The sequence below is a fragment of the Pseudomonas sp. MPC6 genome (assembly GCF_006094435.1).
Taxonomy (GTDB): domain Bacteria; phylum Pseudomonadota; class Gammaproteobacteria; order Pseudomonadales; family Pseudomonadaceae; genus Aquipseudomonas.
The window spans coordinates 2,902,458-2,916,031 of record NZ_CP034783.1 but is presented as its reverse complement, the minus strand read 5'-3'; the positions used below and the strand labels follow the sequence as shown (position 1 = coordinate 2,916,031).

Annotated in this window: 14 protein-coding genes; 8 read left to right on the top strand and 6 right to left on the bottom strand. The window is 60.7% G+C overall.

Going from position 1 to position 13,574, the window contains the following annotated elements:
- The first annotated feature begins 86 nt into the window (after window positions 1-86).
- Window positions 87-608 (top strand): GNAT family N-acetyltransferase, encoded by a 522-nt coding sequence (locus tag ELQ88_RS15650; protein ID WP_138966149.1) that lies wholly within the window; start codon window positions 87-89, stop codon window positions 606-608.
- Here the strand turns inward: ELQ88_RS15650 and ELQ88_RS15645 are convergent.
- Window positions 557-937: a hypothetical protein gene (locus ELQ88_RS15645; RefSeq protein WP_138966147.1), complete on the bottom strand. Its 381-nt coding sequence runs from the start codon at window positions 935-937 to the stop codon at window positions 557-559. The two genes, ELQ88_RS15650 and ELQ88_RS15645, sit on opposite strands and share 52 nt — an antisense overlap.
- Before the next feature lie 243 nt (window positions 938-1,180).
- Here ELQ88_RS15645 and ELQ88_RS15640 point away from each other — a divergent pair, with 243 nt between their 5' ends.
- Together ELQ88_RS15640 and ELQ88_RS15635 are read left to right on the top strand one after the other, a co-directional pair.
- Window positions 1,181-1,510 (top strand): hypothetical protein, encoded by a 330-nt coding sequence (locus ELQ88_RS15640; protein WP_128869602.1) that lies wholly within the window; start codon window positions 1,181-1,183, stop codon window positions 1,508-1,510.
- 132 nt (window positions 1,511-1,642) lie between these two features.
- Window positions 1,643-1,945 carry a hypothetical protein gene (locus ELQ88_RS15635; RefSeq protein WP_128869601.1) on the top strand — a complete coding sequence of 101 codons (303 nt, stop codon included), beginning with the start codon at window positions 1,643-1,645 and terminating at the stop codon, window positions 1,943-1,945.
- Here ELQ88_RS15635 and cynR read toward each other — a convergent pair.
- A complete protein-coding gene (cynR, locus tag ELQ88_RS15630) occupies window positions 1,931-2,836 on the bottom strand; it encodes a transcriptional regulator CynR (RefSeq protein ID WP_128869600.1) in 906 nt (301 codons plus the stop codon). The genes ELQ88_RS15635 and cynR overlap by 15 nt on opposite strands.
- A 122-nt stretch (window positions 2,837-2,958) precedes the next feature.
- On the opposite strand from cynR, the gene cynS reads away from it, so the two are divergent.
- Window positions 2,959-3,426, top strand: coding sequence for a cyanase (cynS, locus tag ELQ88_RS15625; protein ID WP_138966145.1), 468 nt, complete (start codon window positions 2,959-2,961; stop codon window positions 3,424-3,426).
- 60 nt (window positions 3,427-3,486) lie between these two features.
- Window positions 3,487-4,146 (top strand): carbonic anhydrase, encoded by a 660-nt coding sequence (locus ELQ88_RS15620; protein ID WP_138966143.1) that lies wholly within the window; start codon window positions 3,487-3,489, stop codon window positions 4,144-4,146.
- 74 nt (window positions 4,147-4,220) lie between these two features.
- Here ELQ88_RS15620 and ELQ88_RS15615 read toward each other — a convergent pair whose 3' ends face one another.
- Together ELQ88_RS15615 and ELQ88_RS15610 are read right to left on the bottom strand one after the other, a co-directional pair.
- Window positions 4,221-4,571 (bottom strand): BON domain-containing protein, encoded by a 351-nt coding sequence (locus ELQ88_RS15615; protein ID WP_138966141.1) that lies wholly within the window; start codon window positions 4,569-4,571, stop codon window positions 4,221-4,223.
- A 59-nt stretch (window positions 4,572-4,630) separates the two neighbouring features.
- Window positions 4,631-6,133, bottom strand: a complete 1,503-nt coding sequence (locus ELQ88_RS15610; protein ID WP_138966139.1) for an aldehyde dehydrogenase family protein — start codon at window positions 6,131-6,133, stop codon at window positions 4,631-4,633.
- Between the two features lie 269 nt (window positions 6,134-6,402).
- Between ELQ88_RS15610 and ELQ88_RS15605 the strand changes: the two genes are divergently transcribed.
- Window positions 6,403-6,918 (top strand): DoxX family protein, encoded by a 516-nt coding sequence (locus ELQ88_RS15605; RefSeq protein ID WP_128869595.1) that lies wholly within the window; start codon window positions 6,403-6,405, stop codon window positions 6,916-6,918.
- A 55-nt stretch (window positions 6,919-6,973) separates the two neighbouring features.
- Complete coding sequence (locus ELQ88_RS15600) at window positions 6,974-7,672, top strand: dienelactone hydrolase family protein (protein WP_128869594.1); 699 nt, start codon at window positions 6,974-6,976, stop codon at window positions 7,670-7,672.
- A 185-nt stretch (window positions 7,673-7,857) separates the two neighbouring features.
- Here the strand turns inward: ELQ88_RS15600 and ELQ88_RS15595 are convergent, their stop codons facing one another.
- Window positions 7,858-8,826: a nitrilase-related carbon-nitrogen hydrolase gene (locus ELQ88_RS15595; protein ID WP_138966137.1), complete on the bottom strand. Its 969-nt coding sequence runs from the start codon at window positions 8,824-8,826 to the stop codon at window positions 7,858-7,860.
- A gap of 219 nt (window positions 8,827-9,045) precedes the next feature.
- Window positions 9,046-9,978, bottom strand: a complete 933-nt coding sequence (locus ELQ88_RS15590) for a GlxA family transcriptional regulator (RefSeq protein WP_138966136.1) — start codon at window positions 9,976-9,978, stop codon at window positions 9,046-9,048.
- Window positions 9,979-10,097: 119 nt separating this feature from the next.
- Here ELQ88_RS15590 and ELQ88_RS15585 point away from each other — a divergent pair, with 119 nt between their 5' ends.
- Window positions 10,098-13,565: a hypothetical protein gene (locus ELQ88_RS15585; protein WP_138966134.1), complete on the top strand. Its 3,468-nt coding sequence runs from the start codon at window positions 10,098-10,100 to the stop codon at window positions 13,563-13,565.
- Window positions 13,566-13,574: the final 9 nt, after the last annotated feature.

Here is a 13,574-nt window from a genome sequence, read left to right as displayed (position 1 = left end):
CCCGCTGGACGGCGAAGCCGTCCCAAAAGCTCGATCTATGCTTGCCCAGTATCAGGCTTGCATCAGCGGATCAGGAGCCACGTCCCATGTTTTCAATAGAACTGCACGCCGCCCGACGCGACGAACTGGAAACGATTGAAAACCTGATGCAGTTCTACCTGCATGATTTCAGCGAGTGGCTGCCGCTGAAGCTCGGCGGGCACGGCTTCTTCGACATCCAGCCCCTACTGGATTACTGGCGCAATCCCGCGACCCGGCCATTCCTGATCAAGGTTGACGACGAGTTGGCCGGTTTCGTGACCGTGGATGATGTCGTCCATCTACCCGGCGCCCACTGCAACATCGGCTACCTTTTTGTCAGCCGACGTTTTCGTGGCCAAGGCGTCGCGAAATTTGTCGTTTCCACCCTCTTGCACCAATTCCCCGGTCAATGGCAGATTTTCCACATCGACGCAAACCAGCCGGCACGGCAGTTCTGGGCCAAGGTGATGCCCGATCTCGCGGGCGGTGAGTTCACGGTGCATCAGCGGCCGGTGGGTGGTTACCCTTGTACCTTTTACCGCTTTGAAAAATCGCAACCTTCGGCAACGCCTGCACCGGTCTCGTAGGCGCTGCCGAAGGCTGCGATCCCGGCGATTCCAGCGACGCCCCCTCCTCCAAACGCCCGCCACACTGATTTTTCTAATTCCAAAACCACTTTGTCCGACAATATGTAGTGAGCAAAAATATTCACTACAAAACCGTTGACGCCTCCGATTTGCCCTTGCATGATGCAGATGTCTCCCCGATCGGGAGTACAGGCAACACGTTTGAGCAAGCTCGTCTGACCGCCGAGCTGTTTTTCCCGGATACACGCTGCCCACAAGGCAGATTGAAGAAGCTGACCTGGCCTGAACGTCCAGTACAAGGGCGAGAAGCGCTGGCGATCAATCCTCATGAAGCTTGTGGCCGACCCTGAAAACGTCGGCAGTGGCCTGAAGGTTCTCGCTGCTTCTCTTCGTTGTGACGCAATTGCGTAGCAGTTATTCAACACGACTACATGCAACAGACGCGGACCCCGTCATTTTTGTCGGTCGACCGCTGACGTCCTGGTTTCGGTGCCAGGGATCAACTAACCGATGGGCTACCTGTATTAGCGAATCAACTTTGAAAGATCACCAAATGGTCAAGGGGCTTAATTATGAATCTGAACAATCAACCCACTATCGATGAACTGGCTCGTATGTTCGCGGCGCAAAAAGACAGCCATGACAGCCATATCCTGTGGATCAGCAAGTCGGGCCAAGTGCATATCGACTGCCTGTCGCCGCATGCCCATGAAGCCGAGTTCGACCGCAACAACCAGAACCTGCTCGCCCGACTGAAGATGTACCGTCGTGGCCAGGGTTATGTCGGCAAGAAAGCCGCGGCCGACAAGGACTTCATCGGTAATGTCCTGCAAACGCTGAAACAGGCGTGGGCCTCGATGCAGAACCACAACGAAGTTCGGGTGATTGACCGGTTCTACTGATTCCCTGGGGGACACCCCATCAATGAAGAAGGCCCCGCTCGTCAAATCGAGCGGGGCCTTTTTGTTTGTCTCGTGCGCAGCAAAACAAAGCTATCGTTAACCCTATGCGCTGTTGGTCCCTGGAGACTTGCGATGAAAAGTACCCTGACATTCCTGGTGTTGCTGGTCATGACCAATGCTGCCCAAGCCAACAGCATCCCTGGCATTCCCTCATTCGATGTGGACTGCCCCGGGACAATTGTCGTCCACGCCGATCAGGACGGCCCCGTATTGATCAACGAGAAGGAAGCCACCACCAAAGCCATCGACGATCGTCGCTTCGAAGCCAAGGGTTCGGGCGTCACGATTTATATCGTCCTCGCCGATGACGACTCCGTGACCGTGTCCTCGACCGGCAAGGCACCCAACGGCGTGTGCCAGTCAGTGGATGATTGACCTCGCCGACTCATCCGCAACCGCAGCCAACACCCGCTCCATAAAGGCCACCGACGCCGCACTGTGATAATTGTTTTTGCGCCGAAGCAGCGCAGCACCTCGCCTGGGCGCTTCCCCCAGCAACGGGATTTTGCGCAACGCCCGGTCCTGGCTGGCAATGGGTTCCGGCAGGATGGTAGCAATGGCCGTGTGCCGGATCACTTCGAGCAAGGTGCTCACCGAGTTGACCTCGATCACCACCTTCGGTGTGATCTGCTCCAGGGCGAAGTACTCATCGATGCGATTGCGGGTGACGAAATCCGTGGTCAGCAATGCAAACTCCAATCGCGCCAACTCCCCGGCAGACAACGCCGCCTGGCTTTCGTACAGGGGATGATCGCGTCCCACCATCACCCCCAGGGTCTCGGTAAACGCCGGGATCGCCTCGATGTCGGCATGCCTGACCTGGTTAAACGCGATGGCGATATCCAGTGAGTCATCCACCAGTCCGGCCTCGATATCGTCCATCGACAACTCGAAAATCTGCAGATGGATGTTCGGATAGCGCGCCACGTAATCGCGCACCAACGGCCCCACCAGGTACGCCATGAAGGTCGGCGTCATCGCCAGTCGCAAGGTGCCACGGGACAAATCCCTGACGTCGTGCAGCGCCCGTTTGCCCGCCTCCAGCTCCACCAATACCCGACGTGCGCACTCGATGTAGGCCTGGCCCGCATCGGTCGGCTTGATTGTGCGCGAGGTCCGGTCGAACAGGCTCACGCCCAGGGTTTCTTCCAGTTGCCGGATCTGTTGCGACAGGGTCGGTTGGGAGACGTGCAGCGCCTCGGCGGCGCGGGTGAAGCCGCCGTGGTCGGCGACCGCCAGCAAATAGCGCAGATGTCGCAGCAGCATGGGCATTCCTATCTATAGGCAGTACTTATGGATTGCATTGTATATCGGTCTTGGACGCTATGGATCAATCAGCCGAATATTGCTCCACACCCAAGCAACGCAACGCTGACAGGAGAATCCCCATGCAACAGTCCCACGCTTACAACGACCCGAGTCTGGCCCTGACTACCTCGATCCTGGATGCCAAGGCGCGTAAAAACCTGTCGTGGCAGGACCTGGCAGAGGGTACCGGCCTCGGCCTGGCCTACGTCACCGCCGCCCTGCTCGGCCAGCACCCGCTGCCGGCAAGCGCCGCCAACGTGATCGGCGACAAACTCGACCTGGACGCCGACGCCGTGGCCCGCCTGCAGATCATTCCCCTGCGTGGCAGCCTCTCGGGCATCCCGACCGATCCGACCATCTACCGCTTCCACGAAATGATCCAGATCTACGGCACCACCTTGAAAGCCCTGGTGCACGAGCAATTCGGCGACGGCATCATCAGTGCGATCAACTTCAAGCTCGACATGAAGAAGGTCGAGGATCCGGAAGGCGGCTCCCGCGCGGTGATTACCCTCGACGGCAAGTTCCTGCCGCTGCGTCCTTTCTAAGTGGATACCGGCCCGCACCGATGTGCGGGCCGACCCCGAGCCCCACAGGAGAACATCAGTATGAAAGCGCTCATCGAAGGTTTTTTAAAGTTCCAGAACGAGGTCTTTCCGCAACGGACCGACCTGTTCAAACACCTGGCGACCACCCAGCATCCCGGCACCTTGTTCATCACCTGTTCCGACAGCCGGGTCGTGCCGGAATTACTGACCCAACAAGAGCCCGGTGAACTGTTCGTTATCCGCAACGCCGGCAACATCGTGCCCTCGTACAGCCCGCACCCAGGCGGAGTATCGGCCACGGTCGAATATGCGGTCGCGGTGCTCGGTGTGACTGACATTGTGATCTGCGGTCACTCCGATTGCGGTGCCATGACCGCCGTAGCCCAGTGCACCTGCATGGATCACCTGCCGGCCGTCAGCGGTTGGTTGCAACACGCCGAGTCGGCAAAAGTCATCAATGAATCCCGCTCTCACGCCAGTGGCGCGGCGAAAGTAAGTTCAATGGTGCGGGAAAATGTGATTGCCCAACTGGCCAATATCCAGACGCATCCCAGCGTACGGCTGGCCCAGGAAAAAGGCCTGCTGAATTTGCACGGTTGGGTCTACGACATCGAAACCGGTTCGATCGATGCCCTGGATGGCGGCCGCCGCACGTTCGTGCCGCTGGCCGAGCACCCGACCCTCTGTGCGGTTTATGGCAAAGCGACCGAAGTGGCTTGAACCCGTGCGGTCCGCGCAACGAACACTGCAGCGCCCCGGCTCAGGGGAGCGCTGCACTCAGGCCATCGCGCAGATCATTTGTCGTCCATCTTCCGTGATGAGGGTGGCCGATACTCGGTGCCCTCTTCGGCGTCGGGCGCACCTGGAACACTTCCCGGCCGGAACACATGAGTCTGCAAGCCACTGGCATCGATGTCGACGACACCATTGACCGAGCGGGCCAGCGCAACAGCCTGCTCACACTCTCTATGGGTGTCGACGAGTCCGCTCAACAGCACCCTGCCCGCCAGGGTCTTGACATGGATATGCAGGCCCAGGCCCGGTTTGGCCATTGCCAGCGCCGATTTCACCCGGGTGGTAATCCACGCGTCATGCGCGACCATTTCCAGGTTATGAGAGTAATGCTCAAAGGAATGACGTTTCATGGTGCAACCCTCCGCCACACGAACATACCTTCATTATAGTGCGGCCCGCCGTTGCCGATTCAGCGTTTGACCGACAGATCGGTCTGCGTCATGCGGCTGCGAATGGTGAATACCCCATCACCGGAAAGAATGGCGCTACGCGCGAACAGACGACCGCTCTCCCAGTTCGAAAGGCCCAGTTCCGGCTTGTTCAGCGCGTATTGCCCGTCGACCCAGCGGGTAATGCCGTTGCCGACAAAAGGCGCGTTGACCGCGTTGTAGAAGCGCTCCTGAGCCTGGGCATCGTCACTGATCAACGACACGGTGAACTGCGGGCTGTAGCGATTGAACAAGGCGATGGACTGGTCCAGGTCCTCGACGATCTTCAGGCTGACTTCCGGGGTTTCTTCCCATTCCCACTCGCGGCCCAACTGATCTTCGGGCAGCGGTTCGGCCAAAGGTTCGGATTGATAACCTTCGGCGCGATACACCTCGACACTCGCGGTCAGCCACTCGCTCGGCAAGTACGCCTCGCTACCTTCGACTATGTGCAGCTTGCAGCCCTGGCCCCGCGCAACGCCGGCCTGTCGCAGCGCCTCGAGAAACAGCGGCACCAGCTCAACGGCGCGGTCGCGGTGGATCAGGCACACATTCAAGGTGTTGCAGACTTTGCGGTCCAGGGAATTGCGCACCACGGCGGCGAAGCGTTCAGCATTGGCGTCCTGGTTCGCGATCAGCCAGGCGCCGCCGGTGCCATGCAGGCTGACGGCGGTGCCGGCCTGTTGCGCAATGCTGCCCAACTGGCTGACAGCCCGGCCCGAACCACGGGCCACGGCGAGCGACAGGCGTCGATCGGCGAACATCGCCCAACCGGCGGCGTGATTGACGCTTTCCACCAGCGACACGGCGCCAGTCGGCAACCCGGCGTCGGCCAGTGCCGGATTAAGCGCGTGGGCGACGATCGCTTGCGCGGTGCCCAACGCATCGCTACCAATGCGCAGTACCGCGGTGTTGCCCGTGCGCAGCACGCCCGCCGCGTCGGCGAACACGTTCGGACGGCCCTCGAAGACAAAGGCGACGATGCCCAGGGGCGACACCACTTGCTCGACTTTCCAGCCGTCATGCTCGGTGCAACTGATCACCTTGCCCCGGGTGGCCGGCGCATCGCGCCAGGCCCTGAGCCCGGCGATCATGTCGCGGCGCATGCGCTCATCGGCCAGCAGGCGCGTGGTGGAACGTCCGCGCGCCTTGGCCCGTTCGATGTCCGCCAGGTTCGCGGCTTCGATCAAGGCCCAGCAATCCGGGGTTTCCAGGCGTTGGGCGAACAGATCGAAGAACGCGTCGATCGCCTGATCCGATACCGCGGACATCGCCTTGAATGCCGCTTGCGCCCGTTCGATCGCGACAGTCGCCGCTTGCTGGTCCGCCACGGGAATCAGCAACAATTCACCGCTGAGCTGCTCCACCAGCAAGTGGTCACCGGGCTGGAAGCGCGCTGCCAGTTCGGGGCTGACCACCGTGACACGGTTACCGGCGAAAGGGATCGGGGTGCCAGCAACCAGACGTTCGAGCGCAAGAGACATGAATCGGTTACACCATGTAATGGGCGGTTGCAAAATGTATAGCAAAATCAGTGAAGCGTCATCAGCGCCACCCCTGAGCGCCCTGTGTAGCCGACCGGGGTCGTCAATCCGCCAAGTATCACAGTGTGTACAGCCCCCCTCCCGACACACCCCGCCGCTATTACCCGCCAGCAAAGACACATCGCAGATACACCGGCTTGATGAAATGTGCCTCTCGATCGGCTAAGCCGGCCGTTGCCCATATTCCTGACTGAACGGAGATCTCGTCCATGAGCACCTCACTCTCTACGGCCGTCAAAGGCCTGCACCTGAACCTCGACCGTACCGGTAGCTGGATCGCGCCCCTGACCCTGCGGGTGTTCCTCGCCTGGGAGTTCTTCGAATCCGGCCTGGAAAAATTCAATGGCCAGAACTGGTTCGCCGATATCCAGGATCGTTTTCCATTTCCGTTCAACCACGTGTCGGCCACGTTGAACTGGGAACTGTCGATGTGGGCCGAACTGATTTGCGCACTCGCCCTGTTGATCGGCCTGGGGACGCGGGTTTCCGCCTTCATTCTGATCGTGGTCACCCTCGTCGCGACCGCCGCCGTTCACTGGCCGGCCGATTGGTCTACATTCAGTGAGCTTGCCCAGGGTTACGCCATCAGCGACAAGGGGCACGGCAACTTCAAGCTGCCGCTGATCTACCTGGCGGCCTTTATGCCGCTGTTACTCTCTGGCGCCGGCAAGCTCAGCGTCGATGCGCTGCTGGCGAGATTCTTCTGGCGTCACAACTCTCGTTGAAATGTTACCGTGGCAAGCTTCACTTCCCACTTCACTTGTGTAGACAGGAGCCATCATGAGCGTGACCACCCAATGGATCGAGATCGACAGCGCCGAGGGTAAATTCGGCGCTTACCTGGCCATCCCGCATACCGGCAAGGGTCCGGGGATCGTGCTGATCCAGGAGATCTTCGGCGTGAATGAGCACATTCGCTCGGTCGCCGAGCAATACGCTGCCGACGGCTACCTGGTCATTGCACCGGACCTGTTCTGGCGCAGCGGCCAGCGCATCGAACTGAGCTACGACGAAGCCGGCTGGAAACGTGCCGTCGAGTTGATGAACGCCACCGACGTCGGCAAGGCCCAGAAAGACATCGAACTGGCCATTGACGCATTGAAAGCCCAGCCGGGCCTGGACGGCGGGATCGCCTCTATCGGCTATTGCTTTGGCGGCCTGCTGTCCTATCACACCGCCGCGAATGGGCTGGTGGACGTGGCCGTTGCCTATTATGGCGGCGGGATCCAGAACCAACTGGAACGCGCCGATGAGATCGACGTGCCGCTGCTGATGCATTTCGGTGAAGAGGACAGCCACATTCCGCTGGACGCCGTGGAGAAAATCGCCGAGCGTTTCGAGAACAACGACAACGTGGAAATCGTCGTGTACCCGGAGGCCGAACATGGCTTCAACTGCTCGCATCGTGACAGCTACAACCAGCGCGCGGCGGCTGAGGCCCATGGCAATACGTTGATCTTTTTGGGTCAGGAATTGTAAGTCCGGTCGGGCTTGCTTGCGATATTCGTGTACACCGCGATTCCTGTGGGAGCGAGCTTGCTCGCGATGGCGGCGTGACAGACGGCATTTATGTCGACTGACACGGCCTCTTCGCTGGCAAGCCAGCTCCTACAGGGGGCCGGGTACATCCGCGGAATCAGGCCGCCTTCAACTGGCAGCGCTGATTACACCTCTTCCGGTTGGTGCACTGCGGCCAGTTTCGGATGTGCACTGCGTTCATGCACATGCGCCGTCGGCGTGCGGTCGATCAGCAGGCTCAACAGTTCCGGCCGGCTATAATGCCCACGCGAATCCATCATCCGTTTGCGCTTATCGATCAGCCCCATATCGAGATCGACAATCACCTCGCCCTCACCTTCGGTCAGCGCCCCCAACACCACCCCATCCGGGCTGATGATGGCGCTGAAGCAACCACCGGAAATCGGACCGATGGGGCAACCCGTGTCGGCCATGATCTGCGCCTGTTGCTCAGGGTTCAGCCAGGCCGTGGAATTGACCACGAAACAGGCCGATTCCAGCGCATGCTGACGAATGCTGACTTCCATTTGCGAAGTGAACAGCTCCCCTGCAAACGACCCCGGATACATCGCCGCATGGATCTGTTCGCCATCGGCCATCAAGGCATAACGGGCCAGCGGATTGTAATGTTCCCAGCACGCCAGTTGGCCGATGCGGCCCACCGCGCTGTCGGTGGCGTGCAAGCCCGAGCCGTCGCCCATGCCCCAGATCATGCGTTCGTGATAAGTCGGAGAAATCTTGCGCCGATGCTGGATCAGCGTGCCGTCGGCATTGAACAGCAACTGCGCGTTGTACAGGGTGCCGCCATCTCGTTCGTTGACCCCGATGGAGACCACCACGCCGGCCTGTCTGGCGGCGGCACTGATGGCTTCGGTGGCGGCCGAAGGGACTGTGACGGCCTGATCCAACAGTTTGAGGTGCTCGGCGCCCATCTGGAACGGTGACTGCACGAACGAGAAGTACGGGTAATAAGGCACGATGGTTTCCGGGAACACGGCGAACTGTACGCCCTGGTCACCGAGTTCGAGAATCTTCTGCACCACTTTGTCGACAGTGCCTTCACGGCTGTAAAGAACGGGACTGATTTGTACGGCGGCGGCTTTTACGAGGGTCATGGCGGTGATCTCATTAGACAGTGGACTCCAACGAGATTAAAATTACGCTAATAATATTACGGCTGAAATGTCAAATACACCACCTTTCAGGACACCACTACCCTGTAGGAGCTGGCTTGCCAGCGAAGGCGGCGTATCAGGTGACATTAATGTTGACTGACCCACCGTCTTCGCTGGCAAGCCAGCTCCTACAGGGGAATCACGCTGTACTGACGGAGATCATCCGCGATTGGCCCGTTGAATCACCTGCGGTGGCTGCCCGAAAGCCCGGATAAACGCCCGCCGCATCCGCTCACGATCACCAAACCCGGTATCGGTCGCCACCACGTCGATGGGGTGGCGACCGGTTTCCATCATCAGGCGCGCCGCTTCCACCCGCAGGTTTTCGATGGCCTTGGCCGGCGACTGCCCGGTTTCGGCATGGAATACGCGACTGAACTGCCGAGGGCTGAGATTGGCCGCGCCGGCCAGTGCCTCGACCGATAACGCAGACTTCAGGTTCTGCTTGGCGTAGGTCAACGCAGCCTGGATGCGATCGGTCTTGGGCTCCAGTTCCAGCATCACCGAAAACTGCGACTGCCCGCCTGCCCGTCGGTGGTACACCACCAATTGTCGCGCCACCCGCCGGGCAATTTCCGCGCCCAGGTCCTTTTCCACCAAGGCCAGCGCCAGATCGACACAGGCGCTCATCCCTGCGGCAGTCCAGACATTGCCGTCGTTGATAAAGATCCGGTCATCCTCGACCTTCACCTTGGGATACGCCTTCTGCAGCGCCGGAGCGTGACACCAGTGCGTGGTCGCGCGCCGGCCATCAAGCAAACCTGCCTCGGCCAGCGCGATCGCACCGGTGCAGATCGACCCCAGGCGCCGGGTGGTCCGGCTGGCACCGCGCAAGAATGCCACCATGCCGGGAGCCACCGGACGGATCAGGTTATCGCCCATCACCAGCAGCGTATCGAACGAGCGCTGGTCGAACGCCGTGGTCTCCACGCCAAACCCGGCGGAGGTCTGCACCGTGCCGCCGTGCTCGGACAGCAAGGACATGCGGTAGACCGGCTCGTCGGCGGCGGTGTTGGCCAACTCGAAGGTGGCGCACATGGCCAGACCGAGCACCTGAAATCCGGGGTAGACGATGAGTCCGATGTGGAGCATGGCAGTGATCCCCCTTGACCTTAAAGGTGGAGCGACCATGTTTCCGGCCACCCCTTCTCACAGTACGCTCTAATCGGGTCTATACATAACTGTAATCAGTTGGCCGAGAGGCACAGGCCATGGACAACAAGGGTTCCGGCATCAATCTGGCCTTCTGGCTGCCAGGCAGTGCGGTCATCCTCAGTCTGGTGGTGTCGATGTTCGCCCTCAACCGCGAACCCTTCCTCGAACCGCGGCCCGTCGGTGCGCAGTTCCAGGCTCAATTGCCGATCGAAGCGCGGCTATGGCAAGACCCGTTCGACGCGGTCGAGCGTTATCGCAAAAAGCTCACGGACAGCAAGAACCCGGATGCCGAGAAGGTCTGCAGCCCCGACATCTCGCCGCTGTCCGGCGCAAAACCGGCCCCCGATATCATGGTCGCGCTGGTCGAAGGCGGCCCATACGCCGACGAAATCGAACGCCGGCGGCGCATGCGTTACGCCCTGCTGGCGGGGTTCAAGAATTCCCATAGAGTGCCGGACCAGGAGCAGTACATCCATTGCTTGCGACTCGCCGCCAACCTGTCGCCCGATGCCCCGCACTCCTCCGGTTTCGTCGACGTGCCTTATGAAATATTCGTCTCCAATCCCTTTGATCCGCCGACGGCACTCGAAGGCCAGTCACCGCCGCCTGATCGAACGATCGTGTTCTGGTTGAAACAGGACGCGCTCGGTTCAACGCCGTTGCAACAGCTGGAAAAACTGCGCGAGACCCTGACCCGCAAAATCGGTGCAGCCTGCACGCCTGATCGATGTTTCGAGCCACCCGCCAATGCCGTCCTGAAGGCCATCGGCCCGTCCACCTCGACCGTCCTGCGCGACATGTACCAGGACCAGGATATCGGCAAGGCCACATCCACCGTGGAAATCTACTCACCGCTGGCCACGGCCGATAACGAAACCCTGGACCGCGGTTACCGGAAACTGGCGTCGCCCCTGGAAAACCGGGTCCCCATGAAGTTGCTGCGCACCGTCAGCGACGACGGCACCATGACCCAACTGATGCTCGAGGAACTGAAGTTGCGCCGAGTCGATCCGGCCAGCGGCGTGCGTTGCAGCAAGATCGGCTCGCCCTGTACCCGCGACTTTCGCCGCAGCGGCAATCGCATTGCCTTGATTGCCGAGTGGGACAGTTTCTACAGCCGCGCCCTGATCGAAAGCTTCAAGGCGCAGGTCGCCGATGATGCGCACCTGGGCAGTGACGAAAACCACCACAGGGACGTGGTCGATCAGTGGATTTTGCGCTTCAGCTATTTGCGCGGCCTGGACGGACGCCTGCCGGAGGAGTCCGCGAGCAACGATAAAGTCGCCGGTGCTGATCCTGGTAAAAATAAAGAGCTGACGCAAATCGATTTCAGCCCGTTGGAAAAATCCGACGGCAACTCTCAGCTCGATTACCTGCGGCGCCTCGCCGACCACATTGCCCAGGAGGACGAAGCCTACCGACGCAACGGCGAAAGCGGCATCGGCGCGATCGGTGTGCTGGGCGTCGACGCCTACGACAAGCTGCTGGTGTTGCAGGCGCTCAAGAGCCGGATGCCGTACAAACTGTTCTTCTCCACCGACCTCGATGCCCGCATGCTGCAACGGGGTCAGGCGCAAACCACGCGCAACCTGATACTCGCCGCGCCTTATGGCCTGACGCTGACCCGCGCCTTGCAACAGGACGTGCCGCCGTTTCGCGACAGCCTGCAAAGCGCGGTGTTCATCTCGGTGCTGGCCGCGCTGGCGCCGCAATCCTTCGATGCCAAGCGCGCGAAGTTCGACTATTCGAAATCGGAGCTGCTGTCGCCGGGCATCTACGAAGTGGGCATCAGCGGCTTCATTCCCCTGGCCAGCCGGCTCACCGCATCGCGCCCGGCAACCTGTGAAGCACCGGCCCAATCGCAGTCCGATCGCGGGGTCCGGCCCCATGACCTGATGGCCCTGCGTTGCCTGCAGGACCGATCGCCACCGCCCTACCCCGAGCCCGGCGAATCCATCCGTGAACGCTTCAAGCAAACCCAGTCGTTCTTCTGGGCCGGACCGCTGACGCTCACCCTGCTGTTACTCGGCGGGTTTATCGTCTGGTGGCGGATCGAGGGCCCGCACAATCATCACGACGCACGGCTGGCCTGGGTCCGCGGCGTGCCGATCACGCTGTTCATGGTGGCGGCGATCTGCGCCTTTATCGCCACGCGGTTCTGGCACGCGGAGTTCCTCTGGTTCACCTTCGTGTTGATCCTGTTGGGGATCGTTTCGTCAAACCTGACCCGGCGCTCGGCCAGGCACCTGGCATTGGCCCAGGACACCAGTTCGAGCACGGGTTTATACAACGCCCGAGCCTGGTACATCGTGGTCCCTCTGGTGATGTTTATCCTCGCGCTGATGCTGGCGTACCAGATGCGCAGCACCTTGACCGACCACGGGTTCGGTGAACCGATGTTCCTGTTTGAAGGCATCAGCGCCTGGCCCACCGTGGCGCTGCGACTGCTGGCGGTGCTGATCTCCCTCTCGGCGCTGGCGTGGGGCTGGCGCAACCTGCGCATCAGCCGGGCCGAGATCGAAGCCGCGTACCATTTGCGCCTGCACATGCGCCGATACGAGATGACCTTGTGGGGCCAGGTCCGACAGTTGATTCGCCAAGGCAAAGACTGGACGTATCGGCGCTGGAACAACGAGTTGGGCCATTGCCTGATGCTGATTTTCTTCCCCCTGCTGAGCCCCAGCGAGCAATGGTCGAAGTCCTGCGCGCCGGCACAGGCCGCGTGCACCGACGGGCGCAAGATGATCGTCGTCGCCCGGTTCTGGGGTGAGCACTGCGTCTGCGGTTCTTTCGGCGCACGGATGCTGCGGGCCATGCTCGCCACCTGGGTGTATGTCGTGGTCACCAGCGTGCTGTTTGTCGTCTGGCCCATGCAGGGCACGCCCGTGCGGGGCGACTCGATGTGGTGGATGATGAGCTGGCTGATCCCCACCCTGGTGTTCCAGTTCCTGGTGTTCTGGGTGGTGGACGCCAATCTGCTGCTGACGCGATTCATCCGCCATCTCAGTGAACATCATGCGATCTGGCCCGGCACCTTGCAGATGCAGCACAAGAAAACCTTTGGCATGCTCAAGCATCCGTGCATCGACGAGTGGCTGGATGTGCAACTGATCGCCAAGCGCACCTCGGCCGTCAGCCGCCTCATCTACGCGCCGACGGTGGTCATGCTGATCCTGTTGGCCTCGCGCAGCAGCCTGTTCGATAACTGGCCGACACCGCCCAGCCTGATCATTTCCTACCTGCTGACGGCGCTGATCCTGCTGGTCTCCGCGCTGTCGCTGCGCCGTGCGGCGGAAAAATCCCGGACGCTGGCATTGCAACGACTCGACACCTACCTGCTGGAAACACCCGAAACGACACCTTATTACGCCAAGTTCAAGATGGTCCGCGAGCGGGTGGCGACGCTCGCTACCGGCTCGTTCTCACGCTACGCCGAAGACCCGCTGATCAGGGCGCTGCTGCTGTCGCTGACCGGGATCGGTGGCTCGGCCATTGTCGATGCGTTGAACTACGCGAAGTTCTGACAGGAGATG

Excerpts from the sequence above, each read along its gene's own strand:
- ELQ88_RS15645 (WP_138966147.1), bottom strand. The coding sequence starts at position 937 with ATGAGGATTGATCGCCAGCGCTTCTCGCCCTTGTACTGGACGTTCAGG.
- ELQ88_RS15600 (WP_128869594.1), top strand. The coding sequence starts at position 6,974 with ATGAGCGTGACCACCCAATGGATCGAGATCGACAGCGCCGAGGGTAAA.
- cynS (WP_138966145.1), top strand. The coding sequence starts at position 2,959 with ATGCAACAGTCCCACGCTTACAACGACCCGAGTCTGGCCCTGACTACC.
- ELQ88_RS15610 (WP_138966139.1), bottom strand. The coding sequence starts at position 6,133 with ATGTCTCTTGCGCTCGAACGTCTGGTTGCTGGCACCCCGATCCCTTTC.
- ELQ88_RS15650 (WP_138966149.1), top strand. The coding sequence starts at position 87 with ATGTTTTCAATAGAACTGCACGCCGCCCGACGCGACGAACTGGAAACG.
- ELQ88_RS15635 (WP_128869601.1), top strand. The coding sequence starts at position 1,643 with ATGAAAAGTACCCTGACATTCCTGGTGTTGCTGGTCATGACCAATGCT.
- ELQ88_RS15585 (WP_138966134.1), top strand. The coding sequence starts at position 10,098 with ATGGACAACAAGGGTTCCGGCATCAATCTGGCCTTCTGGCTGCCAGGC.
- ELQ88_RS15590 (WP_138966136.1), bottom strand. The coding sequence starts at position 9,978 with ATGCTCCACATCGGACTCATCGTCTACCCCGGATTTCAGGTGCTCGGT.
- cynR (WP_128869600.1), bottom strand. The coding sequence starts at position 2,836 with ATGCTGCTGCGACATCTGCGCTATTTGCTGGCGGTCGCCGACCACGGC.
- ELQ88_RS15620 (WP_138966143.1), top strand. The coding sequence starts at position 3,487 with ATGAAAGCGCTCATCGAAGGTTTTTTAAAGTTCCAGAACGAGGTCTTT.
- ELQ88_RS15595 (WP_138966137.1), bottom strand. The coding sequence starts at position 8,826 with ATGACCCTCGTAAAAGCCGCCGCCGTACAAATCAGTCCCGTTCTTTAC.
- ELQ88_RS15605 (WP_128869595.1), top strand. The coding sequence starts at position 6,403 with ATGAGCACCTCACTCTCTACGGCCGTCAAAGGCCTGCACCTGAACCTC.
- ELQ88_RS15640 (WP_128869602.1), top strand. The coding sequence starts at position 1,181 with ATGAATCTGAACAATCAACCCACTATCGATGAACTGGCTCGTATGTTC.
- ELQ88_RS15615 (WP_138966141.1), bottom strand. The coding sequence starts at position 4,571 with ATGAAACGTCATTCCTTTGAGCATTACTCTCATAACCTGGAAATGGTC.